The organism is Actinoplanes octamycinicus (assembly GCF_014205225.1).
In the GTDB taxonomy this organism is placed as follows: domain Bacteria; phylum Actinomycetota; class Actinomycetes; order Mycobacteriales; family Micromonosporaceae; genus Actinoplanes; species Actinoplanes octamycinicus.
Genome location: NZ_JACHNB010000001.1, coordinates 1,151,794 through 1,173,586, shown reverse-complemented (window position 1 = coordinate 1,173,586; position 21,793 = coordinate 1,151,794). Strand labels below are relative to the sequence as shown.

The window sequence follows — 21,793 nt, the reverse complement described above, 5'->3', positions numbered from 1 at the left end:
GGCCTGTACGGCCGCCGGTCGGAAACGAGCACCGCGTCACGTGGGGCTGAGCACGTGACGTGGCTGCTGGCATTCCAGGAGCAAGTGGCTGTGGGGCAACCCACCGACCCTGACGTAGGTCTGAGGGGAGACAAGATGGCGGCGATGAAGCCGCGGACGGGCGATGGTCCGCTGGAGGTCACCAAGGAGGGTCGTGGCATCGTCATGCGCGTCCCGCTGGAGGGTGGTGGCCGTCTCGTCGTGGAGATGACCCCGGACGAGGCCAACGCGCTGGGTGACGCGTTGAAGTCGATCGCCGGCTGACGTTTCACGCGAGCCCGCCGGTACGGTACCGCCCGTACCGGCGGGCTTTCCACGTCTTACCGAAAGGTCATCCTCCCGTGTTCGCAATCGGGTTGACTGAAGAGTTCGACGACACCGTGACCTGGGTGATTCCCGCTGGTCAGGTGCCTGACGGCGAGCTCGGCGCGGAGATCTCCGCGCTTCCCGCGCCGGCCGTGGCCGGTGAGATCACCGTGCTGCCCCGGCCGCTGCGGCGACCGGCCCGGGTGCTGCTGGCCGGCATCGGGGACGGCGGCTGGCGCGCCGCCGGCGCCGGGATCGTCCGGGCGCTGGCCGATGACGAGCACGCCCAGGTCGTGCTCCCGTCCGGCCTGCCCGAGGCGGCCGTGCGCGAACTCGCCGAGGGCCTGTGGCTCGGTGGCTACCGCTATCGCGAGGCGCCGAAGCCACCACGGTCCGGCCGGGTGGATCTAGTTGCTTCCGACATCTCCTCATATGTCGGTGTTGTGGATGAGGCGCGTGCCGTGGCCCGGGCCACCTGGCTGGCCCGGGACCTGACCAACACGCCGCCCTCCACGAAGAATCCGGAGTGGTTCGCCGACCAGGTGGTCTCGCTCGCGGCCGACCGGCCCGGCCTGACCGCGACCGTGCTGGCCGGCGCCGACCTGGAGCGCTTCGGCGGCCTGCTGGCCGTCGGCGGCGGCTCGGTCTCGCCGCCCCGGTTCGTCGAGCTGAGCTGGACACCCGCCGGGCCCGTGCCGCACGTGGTGCTGGTCGGCAAGGGCATCACCTTCGACACCGGCGGCATCTCGATCAAGCCGCGCGAGGCGATGCGGCTGATGAAGAAGGACATGGGCGGGGCCGCCGCGGTGCTCGGCGCCACCCTGGCCGCCGCCGAGCTGGACCTGCCGGTCCGGGTGACCGCGCTGCTCCCGCTCGCCGAGAACGCGATCGGCGCCGCGGCGTTCCGTCCCGGCGACGTGATCCGGCACTACGACGGCACCACCAGCGAGACCACCAACTCGGACGCCGAGGGCCGGCTGGTGCTGGCCGACGCGCTCGGCTACGCCACCGAGCGGCTGACGCCCGACATGATCGTCGTGCTGGCCACCCTGACCGGGGCGAACGCGGTCGCGCTGGGCAAGCGTACGGCCGCGCTCTACAGCCCGGACGACGCGCTGGCGGCGGCCCTGGAGACGGCCGGCACGGCGGCCGGCGAGCGGATGTGGCGGCTGCCGCTGCCCGCCGACTACGTGGAATACCTGCGCAGCGACATCGCCGACCGGCACAGCTCGCCGACCCAGGTGCACTCCGTGGTGGCCGCGCTCTACCTGCGCGAGTTCATGGGCGAGGTGACATCCTGGGCGCACCTGGACATGTCCGCGCCGTCCTGGGCCGAGGACCACGACCTGGAGCTGACCAAGGGCGCCACCGGCTGGGGCGCCCGGACGCTGATCCGTTACCTCTCAGCGCTTCACGGCGGTCAGTAATCCGGCGCCGGACGAGATGACGGCCGGGATCCAGTCCTCCGACTCGCGGATCGCCTTCACCGTCTCGCGCACCGTCAGGGTGTCCACGTCGCGGGCGGCCGGGTCGTTGATCCGGCCGCCGGCGTGCACCCCGTTGACGATCAGCACGCCGCCCGGGCGCAGCAGCCGCAGCGCCGCGTCGGTGCAGGCGGCGAACTCGGTGGTGTCCGCGTCCACGAAGATCAAGTCATACGCCCCGTCGGCGAGCCGGGGCAGCACGTCCAGCGCCCGGCCGCTGATGATCCGGGTCCGGGACGGGGCGAAGCCGGCCTCGACGAACACCCGGCGGGCGATCCGCTGATGCTCGTGCTCGACGTCGATGGTGGTCAGCACCCCGTCCGGGCGCATGCCGCGGAGCAGCCAGATCCCGCTCACCCCGGTGCCGGTGCCGATCTCGACCACCGCCTTGGCGTTGCCCGCGGCGGCCAGCAGGCGCAGCACCGAGCCGGCGCCCGGCGAGACGCAGGGCAGCCCGAGCTCGTGCGCCAGCGAGCGGGCGGTCTGCAGCACCGGGTCCTCGGCCGCGTAGGTCTCCGCGAACGGCATGGCGTGGCCCGGTGTCTGACCGAAGGAGCGGGCGGGACCGATGATGACGAACCTCCGTGCGGCAGGGGCGACGTGGCGGTACAACCGCGCACATCGGAATAGAGAGTAGAGCGATGACAACCGGTGATGCACGGTGCTGTCGATGGATAAACAGCCCAGTCGGGACTCGGCGGCCACGGCTGGACGGCACGACCCCGCCGATCCGTGTCATCCTGGATGCGGTGCCGGGCGAGCGACGAGTGGAGGCCCCGACGTGACCGACGGCTGGAATTGGCGCCGGCCACCCACGGCGTCTCCTGCGCCCGGCGGGCACCAGCAGCCGCCGCCCGGATCGCCCTGGTGGTCCGACGCGCTCAACGACCCGTGGCGGGACCCGCAGGCCCCGTCCGCGGTGGTGCTGCCCCCGCCCGCCCCGTCCGGCGGCCCGGCCCTCGACCCGGTGCCGGACCCGGACGCACCCCGCCGGTCGTATGCGCCGGTTCTCCTGATCTGCCTGCTCACGGCCCTGCTCGCGGGCGGTATCGGCGGCACCCTGGGGTTCGTCTTCGCGGTCCGCGGCGGCTATGTGACCGGCGCCGGCACCCAGCTCGGCGGCGCCGGCCAGCAGGCCCCGCAGTCGGTCAACCGGGACCCGGAGTCGCTCGCCGGGGTGGCCAAGACGGTCCAGCCCAGCGTCGTCACCGTGCACGTGACCGGGGCCATCGGCTCCGGCTTCATCGTCTCCGCGGACGGCTACGCGATCACCAACGACCACGTGGTGGACGGTGCCGCCGACGCCATGTCGGTCTCGTTCAGCGACGGCTCCACCGCCCCGGCGAAACTGGTCGGGCGCGACCCGGAGTCGGACATCGCCGTGATCAAAATCGCACAGTCCGGGCTGCCGGCGATCGAGTTCGGCGACTCGGACGCGATCGCGGTCGGCGACCCGGTGCTCGCCTTCGGCTCGCCGCTGGCCCTGGAGAACACCGTGACGTACGGCATCGTCAGCGCCCTGGACCGCACCATCGAGGCCGGCGAGTCGGGCGGCCCGACCCGTTACTACGCGGCGATCCAGACCGACGCCGCGGTGAACCAGGGCAACTCGGGCGGCCCGCTGGTCAACGCGGCCGGCCAGGTCGTCGGGGTGAACTCGGTGATCCGCTCGGTGGGCGGCACCGACACCGAGGCCGGCAACATCGGCCTGGCCTTCGCCATCCCGATCAACCAGGCCAAACGGATCGCCCAGGACATCATCGACACCGGCAAGGCGCGGCGCACGGTGATCGGCGCGACGGCGGGCGGCGGCAGCGGCTCCGGCGGCGCCAAGCTGCGCGCGGTGGAGCCGGCCGGCCCGGCCGCGGCCGCCGGTCTGAAAGCCGGTGACGTGCTCACCAAGCTGGACGGGCGCCCGCTGCAGGACGGCACCGATCTGGTCGCTCTGGTGCGCAAGCACGCTCCCGGAGCGGTGGTCGCGGTGGAGTACCGGCGGGGCACCAAGACCGCCTCCGCCTCGGTCACCCTGGCGGCCGACACCAACTAACCGGCAGGCGGGGTGTCCGGTCACCGGTCTCGTGCGTACGCTTGCTCCCGGACGCCTTGGGAGGGCCGCTCGTGTTCGAGAATCTGAACTGGTGGGAGATCGGCGCGCTGCTCCTGCTCGCACTGCTGATCTTCGGGGAACGCCTGCCCAAGGTCCTCGGTGACGGGCTCCGGATGCTGCGCGGGCTCCGCGCGATGGCGCAGAACGCGACCTCGGACCTGAGCCGCGAGCTGGGCACCGACATCCAGCTGGAGGACCTGCACCCGAAGGCGTTCATTCGCAAGCACCTGCTCAGCGAGGAGGACGAGCAGGCGCTGCGCAAGCCGCTGCAGAGCCTCTTCGACGACGTGAAGCAGGATCTGAACGGGGTCAAGACCGACCTCGACGGCGTCAAGTCGAACCTCAACGAGACCGCGTCCGACCTGAAGAGCGTCGGTAAAAGCAGCGCGCCGGCCGAGGTGCCTCAGGCTCCCCGACCGGCGCAGCGTTTCGACCTGGACGCTACGTAGGCTGGCTTCGCTCTACTAGCTGGCTTCGCTTCGCTCCGCGGCGATTCGCCTGGTAACCGATGACTTGGCACTTGGTTTTCCGCCACCCGCAAACCCCGCGGGCGTCGAAAAACCAGGTGCCAAGTCATCGGCGGCGAATCGCGGTGCTAGCCCCTTTTCGCGTTGACCATGAGGCCCAAGGGCTTGCCGACCAGGGACTCGCGGCGGACGGCCAGCTTGTCGGCGACCCCGTCGAGCGCCTTCGCGGCCGGCGCCTCCGGGTCGGCCAGCACGATCGGGTTGCCGGCGTCGCCGGCCTCGCGCACCCGGGTGTCCAGCGGGATCTGACCCAGCAGCGGCACCCGCGCGCCGACCGTCTTGGTCAGCGACTCGGCCACGGTCTCGCCGCCACCGGCGCCGAAGACCTCCATCCGGGAGCCGTCCGGCAGCTCCAGCCACGACATGTTCTCCACCACGCCGACCAGGCGCTGGTGAGTCTGCAGCGCGATCGCGCCGGCCCGCTCGGCCACCTCGGCGGCGGCCATCTGCGGGGTGGTGACGACCAGGATCTCCGCGTTCGGCAGAAGCTGGGCCAGCGAGATGGCCACGTCGCCGGTGCCCGGCGGCAGGTCGAGCAGCAGCACGTCCAGGTCGCCCCAGTAGACGTCGGCGAGGAACTGCTGCAGCGCCCGGTGCAGCATCGGGCCGCGCCAGACCACCGCGGCGTTGCCCGCGGTGAACATGCCGATCGAGATCACCTTCACACCGTGCGACTGCGGCGGCATGATCATGTCCTCGACCCGGGTCGGCTTGCTCTCCACGCCGAGCATCCGGGGCACCGAGTGGCCGTAGATGTCGGCGTCGATCACGCCGACCGACAGGCCACGCCTGGCCAGCGCGGCGGCCAGGTTGACCGTGACGCTGGACTTGCCGACCCCACCCTTGCCGCTGGCCACCGCGTAGACCCGGGTGCGGGAGCCGGGCTGGGCGAACGGGATTACCGGCTCCGCCGCGCCACCGCCCCGCAGGGTGGTCTGCAGCGCCTTGCGCTGGTCCTCGTTCATCACCCCGAAGTTGATCTCGACACCGGTGATCCCGGGGACCTGGGTCACGGCGGCGGTGATGTCGGCGTTCAGCTTGTCCCGCAAGGGGCAGCCGGCGACGGTGAGCAGCAGATCGACCTTGACCAGGCCGTCGCTGACGGTGAAGCCCTGGACCATGCCGAGGTCGGTGATCGGGCGGCGGATCTCGGGGTCGTCGACGGTCGCCAAGGCAGCCTGGATCGCGTCCTCGAGAGTTGAGGCTGGAGCGGACATGGTGCCCATGCTACGTCGGGGCTATGCCGAGGTCAGGGGTGGTCTTCTTCCCACTCGGTGCGCGCCCGCTTCTCCCGCCGCAGCGCCGCGTCGTCCAGCTCGCCGGCCAGCCGGGCCAGCTCGGAACGCAGGAAGTCCCTGGTGGCGACCTCGCCCATGGCGATCCGCAGGGACGCGATCTCGCGGGCCAGGTACTCCGTGTCGGCCTTCTGCATCTGCGCCCGGCGTCGATCCTCCTCCATGGCCAGCCGGTCCCGGTCGGCCTGCCGGTTCTGTGCCAGCAGGATCAGCGGGGCGGCGTACGACGCCTGCAGCGACAGCACCAGGGTGAGGAACTGTGACGGGTACGGGTCGAACTTCAGGTCGTCGGGGGCCGTCGCGTTCCACACGAACCAGGCGAGGATCACCACGGTCATGTAGACGATGAACTTCGCCGTCCCCATGTACCGGGCGATGCTCTCCGACCACCGGCCGAACGCCTCCGGATCGAATTTCGGCAGCTGCACCCGGCCGGGCTCGCGCGGCTGATCCAGGCGATCGCGGCGCGGCTCGCTCACGACGGCTCCTCGTCCTCGTGGGCGTCCCGGTCACGCCAGTCCCGCGGCAGCGAATGGTCCAGCACGTCGTCCACCGTCACCGCGCCCAGCAGCCGGTGCGTGCCGTCCACCACCGGCATCGCGACCAGGTCGTACGTCGCCATCCGCCGGGTGATCTCGGCCAGCCCGATGTCCGGCCGCAGCGGCTCGATGCCGCTGTCCACCAGCCCGCCCACGATCGAGGCCGGCGGCTCGCGCAGCAGCCGCTGGAAGTGCACCATGCCCAAATACTTCCCGGTCGGGGTCGCGGACGGCGCCCGGGCCACGAAAACCTGCGCGGCCACCACCGGGGACAGCTCCGGCTCGCGGATCCGGGCCAGCGCCTCGGCCACCGTCGCGTCCGGCGTCATGATCACCGGCTCCGAGGTCATCACGCTGCCGGCCGTGCCCGGGCGGTAGCTCATCAGCTGCCGGACCGGCGCCGCCTCGTCCGGCTCCATCAGGTCCAGCAGCACCGCCTGCTCGGTTTTCGGCAGCTCGGCGAGCAGGTCGGCGGCGTCGTCCGGGTCCATCCGCTCCAGCACGTCGGCGGCCCGCTCCCGGTCCAGCCCGACCAGGATCTCCACCTGGTCGTGCTCGGGCAGCTCCTCCAGCACGTCGGCGAGCCGGCGGTCGTCCAGCGCGGCGGCCACCTCGTTGCGCCGGGCGTCCGGCAGGTCCTGCAGCGCGTTCGCCATGTCGGCCGGGCGCATCTGGTCGAGCAGCGCGATCAGGTTCGAGGTGCCCTGGGTGTCGGTCGGGCCGACCAGGCCGCGGACCCGGTCGTACTCCACCTGGTAGACGTGGCCGCGGCGGGCCAGCCGCCCGGTGTGCTCGCGGACCGCGACCCGGGTGACCAGCCACTCGGTGTTGCGGTTCAGCTCCATCCCGATGTCCACCACCACGCCCTGGTGGGCGGCGCCACCGGCGTGCTCGGGCGCCACGGTGACCCGGCGGTCCAGCAGATCCTCGACGGCGAGCAGCTCGTTCGGCCGCTTCTCGAACCGGCGCAGGTTCAGCGAGCCGGTGCCGAGCGCGACCGACTCGGCGTCCATGCCGGTGATCCGGCCGATCGGCAGGAAGATCCGGCGGCGCAGCGCCATCTCGGCCACCAGGCCGACGATCTGCGGCGGCCGGTTCGTGGTGCGCAGCCGCACCACCGCGTCCCGCACCCGCCCCACCCGGTCGCCGTTGGGGTCGAACACCGGCAGGCCGGCCAGCCGGGCCAGATAAATCCTCGTCCCCATGGTCACCGCCCAAGGTTAGGCGAGGGACAAACCGTCGTCCCCATGGTCATCGCCTCAGATTAGGTTAGGGTCCGGACATGTCCACCGTGGCCTACGAGATCGTCGACGTGTTCACGGAGCGTCCGTTCGCCGGCAACCCGCTCGCGGTGGTGTTCGGCGCCGAGCAGCTGGCCGCCGACCAGATGCAGACCCTGGCCCGCGAGTTCAACCTGGCCGAGACCACCTTCGTGCTGCCGCCGACCACGCCCGAGGCGACCTACCGGGTGCGGATCTTCACGGCCTCCACCGAGCTGCCGTTCGCCGGCCATCCCAGCGTCGGCACCGCCGTCACCCTGATGCGGCAGGGCCGGTTCGGCCCGGGCCGGGTGGTGCAGGAGTGCGGCGCGGGGCTGCTGCCGCTGGAGGTGACCGCCGCCGGCGCGGCCACGCTGACCGGCGCCACGCCCCGGCTCGGCGATCCGGTCGACCCGGCCGCGCTGCTGGAGGTGACCGGCCTGACGGCCGACGACTACGCCGGGGATGCGGCCGCCGCACCGCGCACGGCCGGCTGTGGCCTGGATTGGACCTTCTTCCCGGTACGCCGATCCGCCCTGCCCGCCGTCCGCCTCGACGTCCACGCCGCCGAACGCCACGGCATCACCGAACTGAGCGTCTTCTCCTGGTCCGGCGGCGAGGCACACGCCCGCGTCTTCGTGCCCGGCGACGCGGTCTGGGAGGACCCGGCCACCGGCTCGGCGGCCCTGGGCCTCGGCGTCTGGCTGGTCGACGCCGGTTGGCTCCCCGCCGACGGCGTCGCCGCCTACCGCGTCCACCAGGGCCTGGAGATGAAACGCCCGTCCCTGCTCACCTGCACGGTGACCGCCGAGGCCGGAGCCGCCACGTCCGCCACCGTGAGCGGCCACGTCCACCCGGTCGCCACCGGCCGGATTGCCGTCCCGCCCTTCATCGGCTGAGGCGGTCACCGATCGCCGGGTCTCGGCCCGTCATCGGCTGAGGCGGTCACTGATCGGCGGCCCTGTGCCGTTCATCGGCTGAGGCGGTCACTGATCGCCCTTCGTTGGCTGAGGCGGTCACTGATCGCTGGCCCCTCGGCCCGTCATCGGTTGAGGCGGTTACTGATCGCTGGCCCTCCGCCCCTCGTTGGCCGAGGCGGTCACTGATGGCCGGCCCCTCGGCCTGTAATCGGTTGAGGCGGTTACTGATCGCTGGCCCTCCGCCCCTCATTGGCCGAGGCGGTCACCGATGGCCGGCCCGCCGCTCTTCGTTGGCCGAGGCGGTCACTGATGGCCAGCCCGCCGCTCTTCGTTGGCCGAGGCGGTCACCGATGGCCAGCCCTCTGCCCGTCATTGGCTGAGGTCGCCACCGATCACGAGCCCCCGCCCTTCCCTGGGGGAGCCCCCGCTGGTCAGTGTGGCGGAGTGAGGGGCGGATCTGCCCGGTGGGCTGTGGACAGGGCCGGAATGTGGAAAACCGGCGAGTTCAGCGGCGGACCACTTTGTGCAGGCGGAACGGCTTGCGGGTGGGCACCCGGGCCGGCGTCTCGCGCGGAGGTGCCGCGCCGGACTCGACCCCCAGATCCGGGGCGGCGACCAGCGTCTCGTCGGCCGGGGTGAGCCGGACCACCGCGCACTCCGCCGCCCAGCGGGCCGCCACCTCCTCGGCGCTGCCGGAGGCGTTCAGCCGTTTGCCGGCCAGTTGCGGGGCGATCTCCGCCCACTCCTCGCCGGCCGGGTCGAGCCGGGTGACCGTGGCCTCGGTCTGCACGATCAGGCCGCCGTGGTCGCCGCGCAGCCGGACGGTTGCCCGGGTCGCCTCGGCCAGCCCGGGGGCGAACTGCTCGCCGGGCCCGGTGACGACGGCCAGCGACGTCTCCACGGGCATGCACCAGAGCGCGTACGCCGGACCGCCGTCCACCGAGATCCAGGCGATGGACGCTTTCTTGATCGCCTCTTCCAGCACACCTGCCACGCCGTCATCCTTCCACGCCGCCGGCCGGACCACCCACGCTCACGCCCCGCAACTCAGCCGAGCCCCGCGGCCCAGCCCAGGTCCCGCAGCCGGCTGGCCGCTATGGGTGTCTCAACCCTGTCGAGACACCCGTGAGAGCCAGCAGGGTCGCGCAATCCTGTCGAGACACCTGTGAGAGCCAGCAGGATTGCGCAACCCTGTCGAGACACCCTTGAGAGCCAGCAGGGTCGCGCCCGGTGAGAAGCGTCTGCGCGACCTTGAGGCACCCGTGGCACCCAGCCGAAGCGCGCATGCCGGCTAGGCCTGAGGGGTGTCTGAGTGGCCTCGAGACACCTCTGACGGCCAGCACGCGCATGCCGGCTGGGCGTGAGGGGTGTCTGAGTCGCCTCGAGGCACCCCTGACAGCCAGCCGCCGACCGCCGGTCAGACCAGCGCCGGAGTGTGGTCGAGCAGCGTCAGCACCTCCGTCAGCGACCGGACCGTACGCCCCGCGAAGTTGGTGTCGGCGTCGAAGACCAGATGGTTCGCCAGGTCCCGGGCGGCCAGCCGGACCGGGGTCATGCCGACCGCGGCCGCGCCGGTCAGCTCGTGGCTGCCGCCGTCGCCCACGTACAGGCAGTCCTGCGGGGCGACCCCCAGCCGCTCGCACGCGGCCAGGTAGATCCGGGGGTCCGGCTTGCAGACGCCGAGCTCGACGGAGAAGATCTGGGCGTCCAGCAACGGCGCCACCGGGAGCCCGGGCAGGAAGGCGGGAAGCTCGTGGGTGCAGTCGCTGATCAGCGCCGTGCGCACGCCGCGGCGCCGGATCGCGGTGAGCGCGCTGACCGCGTCCGGCCGCAGCTGGGTGTCGGCGCGCAGCGCGTCGACCCGGGCCGGCATCGCGGCGCGGATCGCGGCCGGCGCCGGCCGGGCGCCGGCCTGTTCGATCACCCAGCGCAGGGTGGCCTCGGCCGAGCCGTAGCGGCCGCAGGCCCGGGCCCGGAACGTCCGGTCCAGCACGCCGCGCACCGCTTCCGGGTCGGCGCCGAGCGACCGGGCGATGTCGGCGTGCTGCGGACCACGCTGAACCGAGCGGGTCAGGGTGCCGAAGAAGTCGAACACCACCGCACGGTATGCGGGCATGAAGATCCGCCTCCTGGGGCATCGAGGGATGGAAATAAGCCGTGGGGCCGTCGGTGACTGTAGCGACTCCGTCACTGTCCGCCAACCGACAGTGGCAAACCTCGCCGCTGGACTCTGCGAATAGCGACGGCCGGTGATGAATATGCGCTCATCAGGGCAACCGATCCGGCTGCTCACCGCGTTGGCGCTGGCCGTGGCGGTGTGCGCGGTCTCCTCGTCGGCGCCGTTGATCGCATTCGCGGCGGCGCCCGCGCTGGCGGTCGCGTTCTGGCGCAACGGCCTGGCGTCGGTGGCGCTCACCCCGGTCGCGCTCGGGCCGCGGCGGGCCGAGGTGCGCGACGCGATCCGCGGCTCCCGGCGCCGGGCCGGGGTCTTCTGTCTGCTCGCCGGGGTGGCGCTGGCCGCGCACTTCGGCACCTGGATGCCGAGCGTGCAGCTGGGCACGGTGGCCACCTCGACCGCGCTGGTCGCCACCCAGCCGGTCTGGCAGGGGCTGATCGCCGCCTGGCAGGGGCGGCGCCCGTCGCCGGCCGGCTGGCTCGGCATCGCGCTGGCGGTGGCCGGCGCGGCCTGGGCGACCGGCGCCGACGCCGGGGTGTCCGGGCAGGCGGTGCTCGCCGACGTGCTGGCGCTGCTCGGGGCGGTCTTCGCGGCGGTCTACACGGCGCTCGGCGAGCAGGCCCGGACGGCGCTGAGCACCACCACGTACACCTGGATCTGTTACGGCGTCTGCGCCGTCCTGCTGGTGATCGTCTGCCTGGCCGCGGGCATCCCGCTGACCGGCTACAACGGCCGCACCTGGGCGGCGATCCTCGGGCTGGTGGCCGGCGCGCAGCTGCTCGGGCACTCGATGTTCAACTACGCCCTGCAGCACACCTCGGCCACCACGGTCAGCGTGCTGATCCTCCTGGAGGTCCCGGGCGCCGCCCTGCTCGCCTGGCTCTGGCTCGGCCAGTCCCCCCGCCCGGGCGCCCTCCCCGGCCTGGGCCTCCTGCTGTGCGGCGTAGCCGTGGTCATCCTCGGCGCCACCCGCCGGACCCGTGGCGCCACTCCCGCCCTGGCCGACGAGTCCCTGCCCACCTGACAAGACCGGACAGACCAGTTTTCGGTACGCCCGGCAGCGCCCCGCCACGCTTCCGCGGACCGGTGCTCCCGCCGTACCCCAAACGGTGGTGATCTCGCCGAAGCGGTGCGGAAGCGGCGGGGATGCCGGAACGCTCGGCGTGCCTGGCCGGTTTCGCGGGGTTTATCGGATTCGGCCGTCCCGGTGAGGGCGGTGGGGTCGTTGCATCTACGGCGCCCTGCGGTGGCGCGCCGGGCGGGAGCGCGGTATTCAGGGGGGATGCGATGTCACGGCTCGGCCGGCTGCTCCTCGCCGGGGTGCTCATGATCGGTGGATGTGGCGAGTTCGAGGGCGCTGACCAGGCGGCGGGGCCCGGGCCGGCGGGCGAGTGGCGGACCCCGGGGTGCGAGTTCAGCCGGCCGCCGGAGCACGCCGTGATGGGTGGCGTCCGGATGCCGGTGACGCCGGCGGCGCTGCAGGCCGCGATGGAGCGGATCGAGCAGGGCGGCCGGACCCGGTTCCCGGACAGCTATGCCGGGATCGAGGTGGACCAGGCGCGGGTACGCGCGATCGTCTACCGGGTGCCGGCCGGCGGCGAGTTCGACGAGTTCATCCGCGGGGCGGCCGGGCACAGCTGTGTCGTGGTGCGGGACGCCGCGCACCCGATCGCCGAGCTCGGCGCCTGGCACGACCGGGTGGTGGCGGATCTGGCGTTCTGGGCGGCGCGCGGGGTGCGGATCGTCACCGTGGGGAGTCGCCACGACGGCGCCGGCGTCGAGATCGGCACCCGGGACGTCGACCGGGCGCGCCGCGACCTGCCCGCGCACTACGGCGCCGAGGCCCCGCTGGTCTTCGTCGAGGAGGCCCCGGTCATCCCGTTGACCAGCGGTTCTTCGATCTCTCCGGAAGACCGCGACTGACTTCCCGGCGTGTCGGAATATCGTCACCAGGGGTCCCCGGTCGCAGGTCGGGCCGGATGCCCGGCCGGAACGCTGCGTACGCCACGGGGGCGCGGATGTTTGCCCCGGCTCCCGGGAGCGGGCAGGATCGCCGCATGGTCTTCGACGCCCGCACCTCCGGCGGCAGCCCCTCGCGGCGTGACGCCACCCGACCGGCCGACAGCCGCCCACCCCGGTCGGGCGTGCCCGGCAGTGACCCGGACCGCCCGGCCGAGATCACTCCCGAGGTGGTCGAGGCCGAGTTCGAGGAGGCGAGTGCGGAGGCTGCGGTGACGTTGCGGTTGGACGGGAAGGTCGCGCTGGTCACCGGCGCGGGCAGCCCCGACGGGATCGGCTACGCGACGGCGCGCCGGCTGCGGGACCTCGGCGCCCGGGTGGCGATCGTGTCCACCACCCGGCGCATCCACGAGCGGGCCTCCGAGCTGGGGATCACCGGCTTCGTCGCGGACCTGACCGACGAGTCCGAGGTGGGCGCGCTCGCCGACGCCATCACCGACCAGCTCGGCGACGTCGAGGTGCTGGTCAACAACGCCGGTCTGGCGAGCCGGGCCAGCCCGGAGGTGCTCCGCCCGGTCGCCCAGCTGACCCTCGACGAGTGGAAGGCGGAGATCGACCGGAACCTGAGCACCGCGTTCCTGTGCAGCCGGGCGTTCGTCGGCGGCATGTCGGAGCGCGGCTGGGGCCGGATCGTCAACCTGGCCGCCACCGCCGGCCCGGTCAACGCGCTGCCGACCGAGGCGGCCTACGCCGCGGCCAAGGCCGGCGTGGTGGGCCTGACCCGCGCGCTCGCCATGGAGCTGGTCGCCGACGGGGTGAACGTGAACTGCGTGGCCCCCGGCACGATCTACACCGCCGCCTCCACGGTCACCGAGATCAAACAGGGTTTGGGTACGCCGATCGGCCGCCCCGGCACCCCGGACGAGGTCGCCGCGGCGGTGGCCTTCCTGTGCTCACCGGCGGCGTCCTACATCACCGGCCAGATGCTGGTGGTCGACGGCGGCAACAGTGTCCGCGAGGCCCAGTTCCGCTGAGCGCGTTTCGTGGTCGAGGCCGGTCCCCGTGGGGGCCGGCCTCGGCGCATTCCGGGCCTCTCCGCGGCGGCCTGTTCCACCACGCTCCACGGCTCCCGGGCGCACTCGGGCGTCTCTGCGGAGGCTGTTCCACCACGCTCCCGGCTCCCCGGGCGGGCTCCCGGGTGTCTTCGCGGAGGCCTGTTCCCCAACGCTCCACGGCTCGCCGGGCGGGCTTCGGGTGTCTTTGCGGCGGCCTGTTGCGCCCCGCTCCGCGGCTGCCCGGGCGGGCTTCGGGTGTCTTTGCGGCGGCCTGTTGCGCCCCGCTCCGGCTCCCAGGGCAGGCTTCGGTGTCTTTGCGGCGGCCTGTTGCGCCACGCTCCGGCTCCGGGCGGGCTTGGGGTGTCTTTGCGGCGGCCTGTTCCACCGCAACCCGCGGCTCTCCCGGACGACCTCAAACGACCTCAGGCGGGTCCCGCTCAGACGACCTCAGGCGGGTCCCGTCGGAAGGGCTTGGTCAGGTGAGCTTGGTCAGCTGGCCGACGGCGCGCTCGACGGCCAGGCAGCGGTCCTCGACGTAGTCGATGCCGGCCTCCTCGGCGATCTTGCGGGCCTCGGCCGAGACGATCCCGCTCTGCAGCCACACCGCCGGGGCGCCGATCGCGACGGCCTGCCGGACCACCTCGACCGCGTCGCGCGCCGGCCGGAAGATGTCGACGAGGTCGACCGGCTCGTCGAGGTCGGCCAGCGTCGGCACGGTCCGCACCCCGAAGACCTCGTCGACGAACGGATTGACCGGAATGATCCGCCACCCGTGCCGCAGCATCTGAAGCGGAACGGTGTGCGACGGCTTGAACGGGTCCCGTGACGCGCCGACCACCGCGATGACGTTCGCCTCCGCCAGAATCTGCTGAGCGCTTCGCATACCTCGACTTTATCCACTTCCCCACCCATCACCCACGTCGATCGACCCGTTCCCGGACCGCGGGTGGTGCCGGACCGTGGGTGAAGCAGACCGAGCCGTGGGTGGTGCCGGCCCGCGGGTGAAGCGGGCCGCGTGGCGTCGGGCAGCAGGTGAAACGCGCGCGTGAGGCCGGGCCGCCGGTGGTGCCGGGCCGCCGGTGGTGCCGGACGGTGTGGCGCCGGACCGTGGGTGAAGCAGACCGAGCCGTGGGTGGTGCCGGCCCGCGGGTGAAGCGGGCCGCGTGGCGTCGGGCAGCAGGTGAAACGCGCGCGTGAGGCCGGGCCGCGGGCGGTGCCGGGCCGCCGGTGGTGCCGGACGGTGTGGCGCCGGACCGTGGGTGAAGCAGACCGAGCCGTGGGTGGTGCCGGCCCGCGGGTGAAGCGGGCCGCGTGGCGCCGGGCAGCAGGTGAAACGCGCGCGTGAGGCCGGGCCGCGGGCGGTGCCGGGCCGCCGGTGGTGCCGGACCGTGTGGCGCCGGACCGTGGGTGAAGCAGACCGAGCCGTGGGTGGTGCCGGCCCGCGGGTGAAGCGGGCCGCGTGGCGCCGGGCAGCAGGTGAAACGCGCGCGTGAGGCCGGGCCGCCGGTGATGCCGGGCCGCCGGTGGTGCCGCCGTGTGTGGTGCCGGCCCGCGTGGCACTCAAACCCGTGCGTGAGGCCAGGCCGTGGGTGGTGCCGGCCCGCGTGAGGCCATGCCGCGGTGCCGGGGCCATGCCGCGCAGCCGGGACAGGGGCGGCGGCTCGGGCGGGGCGCGGCCAGCGATGTGTGGCCAGGCAGGGTCAGAGGAGGGTGAGCTGGGTGGGCTGTGGGGTGGGCGGCTCCTCGGCGGACAGGGAGCGGAACTGGGCGTTGGTGGGGCGGTGCAGGCCGTGGCGGCGGGCCGCGATGCGGACGCGGGCGGTCAGCTCGTCCTGGTAGGCGCGGGGGGAGTAGGCGCCGTTGGCGAACAGGGCTCGGTGGCGGGGGACCAGCTGCGGGTACTCCCGGGCCAGCCACGACGCATACCACTCGCGGGCGCCGGGGCGCAGGTGCAGCGGGATCGGGGTGACGCTGGTGGCGCCGGCCGCGGCGATCGCGCTGACCGTCTCGTCAATGGAGTCCTCAGTGTCGGTGAGGCCGGGGAGGATCGGGGCCAGCAGGACGCCGACCGGGAAGCCGGCGTCGGTGAGCCGGCGGACCGCGTCGAGGCGGCGGCGTGGGCTGGGGGTGCCGGGCTCGGCGGAGCGCCAGACCCGCTCGTCGACGAAACCGATCGAGAAGGCCAGGCTGACCCGGGTCACCTCGGCGGCCTGACGCAGCAGCTCCAGGTCGCGCAGGATCAGCGTGCCCTTGGTGAGGATGGAGAACGGGTTGGCGTGGTCGCGCAACGCGGTGAGGATCTCCGGCATCAACCGGTAACGGCCCTCGGCGCGCTGGTAGACGTCGACGTTGGTGCCCATCGCGATCGGGGCGCCGGACCAGCGGCGGTCGGCCAGCTCCCGGCGGATCAGCTCGCCGGCGTTCACCTTCACCACGACCCGGGTGTCGAAGTCGTGGCCGGGGTCGAGGTCCAGGTATTTGTGGGTGCCGCGGGCGAAGCAGTTGTGGCTGACCACGCCGTCGGCGATGAAGTCGCCGGTGCCGGTGGAGATGTCGAAGAGCGGCAGGGTGAGTCCGAGGTCCTCGATGTCGGCGACGGCGAGCCGGCGGTCGGCCCGCACCCCGACGCCGGAGGCGTCCAGCGGGGCGTCCAGCACGCCGGTGAGGTGCCGGAAACGCAGCGCGGCCCACAGGTCGCGGCCGGTCTCCACCCGGCCGGGACGGCCGGCGTGGCAGCGCACCGGGGTGCGGCTGGTCAGCCCCAGGTGGGTGAGTGCCTCGGTGATCCAGCGCAGGTAGATCCGGTCGGTGCTCTCGAAGGTGAGGGCGAGCCGCTCGGCCCGGCCGACCGCGCCGAACGCACCGGCCAGGAAGCCGCGGAACCACTCGCCGGACGGCAGCTCGGGCCAGCGCAGCGCGTCGGGCAGCGAGACGTCCTCCAGGTAGCGGTCGGCGCGGACCCAGGCGTCACCCTGCCGGGTGGCCCGGCCGGCGGCGTCGCCGCGCAGCAGGCCGCAGAGGAAACCGGCCTGGTAGTCGGGGGACTCCTTGGGCGGCTCGGCGAAGTGGCCGACACCGAACATCAGGTCGCCGACGGCCAGTGCCGGCTGGTGCGGCTCGGCCGGGCTCACGTGCCGCCAGCCGCGGTCGGTGAGGAACCGGTGGTCGCCGCTGGAGACCAGGCGGGTGCCGTCGGACAGGGTGACCCGGAAGGCCGGCTTGCTGGTCGCCCAGTGGTCGAGCACGGTGGTCGGCACATAGCGCCGGTGCGGGCCGGCGCCCATCGTGCCCATCACCGAGTCGCCCGGGCGCAGCTGCGCGAGCGGCCGGGTGGTGCCGTCGGCGAGCAGGATCGGGGTGTCGCCGGACAGGCAGTAGGTGCAGGCGTGGGAGCAGCCGCGATAGGGGTTGACGGTCCACTCGAACGGCACCCGGGAGGCGCCGGGCACCCGGTTGATCAGCGACTTGGCGCGGATCTCGTAGAACGTCATGCCGGCGAACCCGGGGGTGTCGAAGGTGCGGACGGTCGCGCCGGGCAGCGCCAGCGGCAGGGGTGGAGCCGCCGGCACTGCCCTGTCCAGGAGCGAGCCGTCGTCGGGGCCGACCGACGAATCGGGGCCGGCCGACAGGTTGGACCATCGCATGGCGGCTATTCGAACACACGTACGAGACCCGTGTCCACCACTTCCGGAGACTGTGGACACGGCCGGCGTACCGAAGGCGGAAAACAAAAGGCCCGCGGACCGTGACCGGTCCGCGGGCCTGAAGTTTGTGCTGGTCAGCTCGCTGCGCGAGCGGGCTCCTCGGCGCTGCGCGCCTTGGGGTCGTGCGCCTTCTTGTGCGCGGCGATCTGCTCGCGCACCTCGTCCATGTCGAGCTGCTCGACCTTCTCGATCAGGCTCTCCAGGGCCGACTCGGGGAGCGCTCCGGGCTGGGCGAACACCACGATGCCGTCGCGCACCGCCATGATCGTCGGGATCGACCGGATGTCGAACTTGGCGGCGAGGGCCGCCTCGGCCTCGGTGTCCACCTTGCCGAAGGTGATCTCCGGGTGCTTCTCCGAGGAACGCTCGTAGGTCGGTGCGAAGCGCACGCAGGGCCCGCACCAGCTGGCCCAGAAGTCGACCAGCACGATGCCGTCCTTGCTGGTGACCTCGTCGAAGTTCGCTGTGGTCAGCGTAACCGTCGCCATGATGCCTCCGTCTGCGGGAATCGCTTTCGTCGGTTGAAACTCCTGGTACCTCTTCACCATTCCCGTTCCGCGGCCCGCGACACGTGGCGTGCGGCACCTTCGGCGGCGGGGCCGGCGCGGCGACCTCGGAGTCCTTATCGTAACTGATAGTAGGCGACCGGTGTCAGTTTGCCGACAGCGCCCCGCAGGTGATTCGCGCCATGATCACGTGATCTGGGCTATTTGCCCAGCCTCTGCACCGTCCGTGGGAGCGCGACCAGCGGCCGAAAGAATCTGTAAATAAACCTAAATGTGACCTGGGTCACATCCGAAAGTCCTTCACATGGATACGGACGGTAAGGCAAACTCTTTCCCAACAGAGCGTGGGCGGCGGGTGCCGGGGAGGGCCCCGCCGCTCATTGCGTCTCCTGTCGGGAACGTCTCCGGTCAGGAGCACCGCATCGCCGGCGTGAAGCGTCCGTCGGCATCACCGATGCGACAGCCTAACCCGCGAACGGCCCCGGTCAAGGCCGAATCCCTCCAGGTGCGCTCGCGTCGCCGACCCGTACACCCGGCGGTGTGTCATCCGCCCCTGGTTTCCGTGTTCTGCCGATCCGCTTGACGGGGGCTGCCCGGACCAGCACGGTATGGGGTGTGGGTGTCACGGTGAGTTGCCCCAGATGCGCTGCTCAGGTTCGGAAGCCGGACCTGATGCACAGCAACTGGCGCTGCGACAACTGTGGCGACGTCCCCCCGTTCCATGTCGCCGAGCACATCAGCGCGGAGATCGTCGGGACGGTGCTGCGGGAGTCGTCGGCCGCCCCGGAGCGGATCCCGCTCTGGGGGCCCTGGCCGCTGCCTCCCGGGTGGACGGTCACCGGGGTCGGCTGGGCGGGTGACGACCGTTCCGGGGTCCGCGCCACCGCGCTCGCCTGCAGCGGGCCGGAGCCGCTCGGCGGCGGGCCGGCTGATCTGGTCTTCATCGCCGAGCAGCCGGGCGTCGGCCTGGGCACCCGGTTCGCCGGCATCCCCGGCCTCGACCCGGGCTATCTGCTCTCCGAGACGCTCTCCGACCACGGCGCCGGATCCGGTCCGCACGCGAAGATCAAAGTGGGCGGACACCCGACTCCTCTGTGGTGTGTCAAGTCACCGGAGGATCGAAGCGCGTACGTGAGTGAGGCCAAGGGAATGTGGCTCTATGCGGTAGCGTGGCCGGCAAGCGCGGGCTATCTCCTCGCGGAGCATGTCGTCCTGCACGATCTCTCCGAGGGAGTGCCGCCCGAGCTGGTGTTCGGAGCGCCCTCGCCGTACCTGCACGGTCGTGTGTGACCGGAGAATCGGCTTTCTGGGTACTTTGTTCACACGAAGCGACCAAGCTGATACCGTCAGTACTGCCGCGGCGCTGATTGTCACCCGCACCAGAGGAGAAGGCCCGCCATGATCAAGAAGGTCCTCACCTGGCTTGGTATTGCGTTCTTGATCTTCTTCATCGCCTTCAACCCGAGATCGGCCGCCGCCGTCTTCGAGTCACTCGGAGGCACGATCGCGGACATCGCCCGAGGCTTCGGCACCTTCTTCACCGACCTCGTCGCGTAGCATCTCTACATGGATCCTGGTGAGCCGCGCGACCCGCGAGGCGAGGGCGGCCATCGCTCTCGGGATGACGACGACGACTTCCGGTTTCGGGACCCCGCGATGGAGGACACCGATCCTGGTCGGACACACGCCGAGACCTATACCGAGGAGCGGGTCGAGTTCGAGGACCCCACCTTCACCGCGGAGGAGCTCGAGGGCCTCGACCGCAGTGGCGGTCCGCGGCGTTTCCTCCCCCTGGAGGATGAACCGACCACACTGGTCGCCCGCTATCTCTTCCCCACCGAGCGCTACCGCGGTGAGTGGAAACGGCACTGGATCCACCTGTCCGCGCCGCTCGGCATCGGCGCCGGCGCGACCCTCCTGCTCGGCTATCTGGCCGGCTTCCTGACCCGGCAGAACGTGGACGGCATGGTGACCGTCGCGGTGCTGATCTGGCTCGGCGTGATCAGCTGGGTCGCCTGGAAGGTCTTCGACTGGTATTTCGACCGTTTCATCCTGACCAACAAACGGGTGATGGTGGTCAACGGCATCGTCACCCGCAAGGTGGCGATGATGCCGCTGCTCCGGGTCACCGACATGAAGTACGAGCAGTCCGCCCTCGGTCGGATGCTGAGTTACGGCACGTTCGTGCTCGAGTCGGCCGGCCAGGACCAGGCGTTGCGCGAGGTCAAGCACCTGCCGAACCCGAACGAGTTGTATCTCCGGGTGGTCGAGGAGATGTACGAGCCGCAGGCGGTCGAGGCCCGGCTGGGCAAGGACGACGAGGGAGACGACGCCTGAACAGCCGGATCGATCTGCACTGCCATTCCACCGCCAGCGACGGCACGTTCACCCCGGCCGAGCTGGTCCGGGCGGGCGCGGCGGCCGGGCTGGACGTCATGGCGATCACCGACCACGACACCACGGGTGGCTGGGCGGCAGCCGAGGCGGCCCGGCCGGCCGGACTCCGCCTGGTCCGCGGGGCCGAGCTGTCCTGCCGGTGGCACGGCGTGCAGCCGTCGATCTCGCTGCACCTGCTGGCCTACCTCTTCGACCCGTCCGAGCCGGCGCTGGCCCGGGCCATGCTGCTGCTGCGCACCGACCGGGAGCAGCGCGGCGAGCGGATCGTGGAGAAACTGCGGGCCGACGGGGTGCCGATCACCTGGGACGAGGTGCACGGGTACGCGGCGGGTGGCTCGGTCGGCCGGCCGCACATCGCGCAGGCGCTGATCCGGGCCGGGCTGGTGGCCAGCACCACCGAGGCGTTCGCTTCGACCTGGCTGGGCGCGCGCTACTTCGTACCGAAAACGGATCTTGATGTGTTCGAAGCGGTCGCGGCGGTGCGGGCGGCCGGTGGGGTGCCGGTCTTCGCGCACCCGCGGGCGACCAAGCGCGGGCGGGTGGTGCCGGACGAGCTGATCGTGGAGCTGGCCGATGCCGGCCTGTTCGGCCTGGAGGCCGACCACGAGGACCATTCGCCCGCGGAGCGGGACGAGATCAGATCGCTGGCCGACCGGTTGGGTCTGGTGGTCACCGGCTCGTCCGATTTCCACGGTACGCACAAGACGGTCCAGCTCGGCGCCTTCGTGACCGCCCCGGAGGTCTTCGAGAAGATCGCCGCCGCGGCCACCGGTGTTCCCGTCCTCGGGTGACGATCGCCGCACCAGCCTGCGCGAACGAGTGCCGCACCCTACCTTGATCGGGTGAACCTCAAGCTGTTCGGCGAGTTCTTCGTGACCCTGCTGGTGATCGTCGATCCGCCCGGTATGGTCCCGGTCTTCCTCGCGCTGACCGGCGCCATGCCCGCGAAGGCCCGCAACCGGGCCGGCACCCAGGCGGTGCTGCTCGCCCTCGGCGTGATCGTCGGGTTCGCGGTCGCCGGGCAGACCCTGCTGGACTACCTGCACGTGCAGCTGCCGTCCCTGCAGGCGGCCGGTGGCCTGCTGCTGGTGCTGGTCGCCCTGCAGCTGCTCACCGGCAAGACCGACGAGCCGGCCGAGCAGGCCGGCACCAGCAACGTGGCGCTGGTCCCGCTCGGCACGCCGCTGCTGGCCGGGCCCGGCGCGATCGTCGCCACCATGCTCTTCGTGCAGCGCGCCGAGAGCCTGGACGAGTATCTGATCCTGGGCGCCGCGATCCTGGCCGTGATGGCCACCGTCTGGCTGGTGCTGCGCTTCTCCGGACTGATCGTGAAGCTGCTCCGGCCGGCCGGCATCGAGGTGCTCACCCGGATCGCCGGTCTGCTGCTCGCGGCGATCGCGGTGCAGCTCATCGCGGACGCGATCTTCGCCTTCGTGCAGGTTTACGCGCCGCGCCTCTGACGGTTCTTGTCGGGGGGTGCTGGCAGGATTGTCGCGTGCCTCCCACCCGGAACCGCGCCG

The 21,793-nt window shown here is 72.1% G+C and carries 22 protein-coding genes; 13 read left to right on the top strand and 9 right to left on the bottom strand.

Going from position 1 to position 21,793, the window contains the following annotated elements:
• Positions 1–135: 135 nt before the first annotated feature.
• Both BJY16_RS05160 and BJY16_RS05155 read left to right on the top strand, forming a co-directional pair.
• On the top strand, positions 136–303 hold the full coding sequence (locus BJY16_RS05160; protein WP_014447667.1) for a DUF3117 domain-containing protein: 168 nt from the start codon (positions 136–138) through the stop codon (positions 301–303).
• A 77-nt stretch (positions 304–380) separates the two neighbouring features.
• A complete protein-coding gene (locus BJY16_RS05155; protein WP_185037970.1) occupies positions 381–1,772 on the top strand; it encodes a leucyl aminopeptidase family protein in 1,392 nt (463 codons plus the stop codon).
• Here the strand turns inward: BJY16_RS05155 and BJY16_RS05150 are convergent.
• Positions 1,749–2,357 (bottom strand): O-methyltransferase, encoded by a 609-nt coding sequence (locus BJY16_RS05150; protein WP_185037969.1) that lies wholly within the window; start codon positions 2,355–2,357, stop codon positions 1,749–1,751. The genes BJY16_RS05155 and BJY16_RS05150 overlap by 24 nt on opposite strands.
• Before the next feature lie 253 nt (positions 2,358–2,610).
• On the opposite strand from BJY16_RS05150, the gene BJY16_RS05145 reads away from it, so the two are divergent.
• A complete protein-coding gene (locus tag BJY16_RS05145; protein WP_185037968.1) occupies positions 2,611–3,876 on the top strand; it encodes a S1C family serine protease in 1,266 nt (421 codons plus the stop codon).
• A gap of 71 nt (positions 3,877–3,947) precedes the next feature.
• Positions 3,948–4,385, top strand: a complete 438-nt coding sequence (locus BJY16_RS05140; RefSeq protein WP_185037967.1) for a twin-arginine translocase TatA/TatE family subunit — start codon at positions 3,948–3,950, stop codon at positions 4,383–4,385.
• A gap of 146 nt (positions 4,386–4,531) precedes the next feature.
• Here BJY16_RS05140 and BJY16_RS05135 read toward each other — a convergent pair whose 3' ends face one another.
• From BJY16_RS05135 to BJY16_RS05125, 3 genes are read right to left on the bottom strand one after another with little or no spacing between them, the layout of a single operon-like run.
• Positions 4,532–5,680 (bottom strand): Mrp/NBP35 family ATP-binding protein, encoded by a 1,149-nt coding sequence (locus tag BJY16_RS05135; protein WP_185037966.1) that lies wholly within the window; start codon positions 5,678–5,680, stop codon positions 4,532–4,534.
• A gap of 32 nt (positions 5,681–5,712) precedes the next feature.
• Positions 5,713–6,237: a DUF1003 domain-containing protein gene (locus tag BJY16_RS05130; protein WP_185037965.1), complete on the bottom strand. Its 525-nt coding sequence runs from the start codon at positions 6,235–6,237 to the stop codon at positions 5,713–5,715.
• Positions 6,234–7,502 carry a magnesium transporter MgtE N-terminal domain-containing protein gene (locus BJY16_RS05125; RefSeq protein WP_221502304.1) on the bottom strand — a complete coding sequence of 423 codons (1,269 nt, stop codon included), beginning with the start codon at positions 7,500–7,502 and terminating at the stop codon, positions 6,234–6,236. Before BJY16_RS05125 ends, BJY16_RS05130 begins: the two co-directional genes overlap by 4 nt.
• Positions 7,503–7,579: 77 nt before the next feature.
• On the opposite strand from BJY16_RS05125, the gene BJY16_RS05120 reads away from it, so the two are divergent.
• A complete protein-coding gene (locus BJY16_RS05120; protein ID WP_185037963.1) occupies positions 7,580–8,455 on the top strand; it encodes a PhzF family protein in 876 nt (291 codons plus the stop codon).
• Positions 8,456–8,981: 526 nt separating this feature from the next.
• On the opposite strand, the gene BJY16_RS05115 is transcribed toward BJY16_RS05120, so the two are convergent.
• Positions 8,982–9,470 carry a hypothetical protein gene (locus tag BJY16_RS05115; protein ID WP_185037962.1) on the bottom strand — a complete coding sequence of 163 codons (489 nt, stop codon included), beginning with the start codon at positions 9,468–9,470 and terminating at the stop codon, positions 8,982–8,984.
• Positions 9,471–9,893: 423 nt separating this feature from the next.
• Entirely contained in the window at positions 9,894–10,592 is a 699-nt protein-coding gene (locus tag BJY16_RS05110) for an HAD family hydrolase (RefSeq protein ID WP_185037961.1), read from the bottom strand.
• Between the two features lie 136 nt (positions 10,593–10,728).
• Here BJY16_RS05110 and BJY16_RS05105 point away from each other — a divergent pair, with 136 nt between their 5' ends.
• The 3 genes from BJY16_RS05105 to BJY16_RS05095 all read left to right on the top strand — a co-directional run bounded on the left by BJY16_RS05105 (position 10,729) and on the right by BJY16_RS05095 (position 13,645).
• Positions 10,729–11,676 (top strand): DMT family transporter, encoded by a 948-nt coding sequence (locus tag BJY16_RS05105; protein WP_185046274.1) that lies wholly within the window; start codon positions 10,729–10,731, stop codon positions 11,674–11,676.
• 263 nt (positions 11,677–11,939) lie between these two features.
• Positions 11,940–12,575: a hypothetical protein gene (locus tag BJY16_RS05100; protein WP_185037960.1), complete on the top strand. Its 636-nt coding sequence runs from the start codon at positions 11,940–11,942 to the stop codon at positions 12,573–12,575.
• 134 nt (positions 12,576–12,709) lie between these two features.
• Entirely contained in the window at positions 12,710–13,645 is a 936-nt protein-coding gene (locus tag BJY16_RS05095) for an SDR family NAD(P)-dependent oxidoreductase (protein ID WP_185037959.1), read from the top strand.
• A 496-nt stretch (positions 13,646–14,141) separates the two neighbouring features.
• Here BJY16_RS05095 and BJY16_RS05090 read toward each other — a convergent pair whose 3' ends face one another.
• From BJY16_RS05090 to trxA, 3 genes are all read right to left on the bottom strand, one after another.
• Positions 14,142–14,549: a CoA-binding protein gene (locus tag BJY16_RS05090; protein WP_185037958.1), complete on the bottom strand. Its 408-nt coding sequence runs from the start codon at positions 14,547–14,549 to the stop codon at positions 14,142–14,144.
• Positions 14,550–15,366: 817 nt separating this feature from the next.
• The gene (locus BJY16_RS05085; protein ID WP_185037957.1) at positions 15,367–17,310 is read right to left on the bottom strand and encodes an intein-containing Rv2578c family radical SAM protein; all 1,944 of its coding nucleotides are present in this window, start codon (positions 17,308–17,310) and stop codon (positions 15,367–15,369) included.
• Positions 17,311–17,444: 134 nt separating this feature from the next.
• A complete protein-coding gene (trxA, locus tag BJY16_RS05080; RefSeq protein WP_185037956.1) occupies positions 17,445–17,858 on the bottom strand; it encodes a thioredoxin in 414 nt (137 codons plus the stop codon).
• A 633-nt stretch (positions 17,859–18,491) separates the two neighbouring features.
• Between trxA and BJY16_RS05075 the strand changes: the two genes are divergently transcribed.
• From BJY16_RS05075 to BJY16_RS05055, 5 genes are all read left to right on the top strand, one after another.
• Positions 18,492–19,166, top strand: a complete 675-nt coding sequence (locus BJY16_RS05075) for a DUF6758 family protein (protein WP_307835717.1) — start codon at positions 18,492–18,494, stop codon at positions 19,164–19,166.
• Between the two features lie 108 nt (positions 19,167–19,274).
• Positions 19,275–19,433 (top strand): hypothetical protein, encoded by a 159-nt coding sequence (locus BJY16_RS05070; protein ID WP_014447648.1) that lies wholly within the window; start codon positions 19,275–19,277, stop codon positions 19,431–19,433.
• Between the two features lie 9 nt (positions 19,434–19,442).
• Entirely contained in the window at positions 19,443–20,213 is a 771-nt protein-coding gene (locus BJY16_RS05065; protein WP_185037954.1) for a PH domain-containing protein, read from the top strand.
• On the top strand, positions 20,210–21,064 hold the full coding sequence (locus tag BJY16_RS05060; RefSeq protein ID WP_185046273.1) for a PHP domain-containing protein: 855 nt from the start codon (positions 20,210–20,212) through the stop codon (positions 21,062–21,064). Before BJY16_RS05065 ends, BJY16_RS05060 begins: the two co-directional genes overlap by 4 nt.
• A gap of 51 nt (positions 21,065–21,115) precedes the next feature.
• On the top strand, positions 21,116–21,733 hold the full coding sequence (locus BJY16_RS05055) for a MarC family protein (RefSeq protein WP_185037953.1): 618 nt from the start codon (positions 21,116–21,118) through the stop codon (positions 21,731–21,733).
• Positions 21,734–21,793 lie beyond the last annotated feature (60 nt).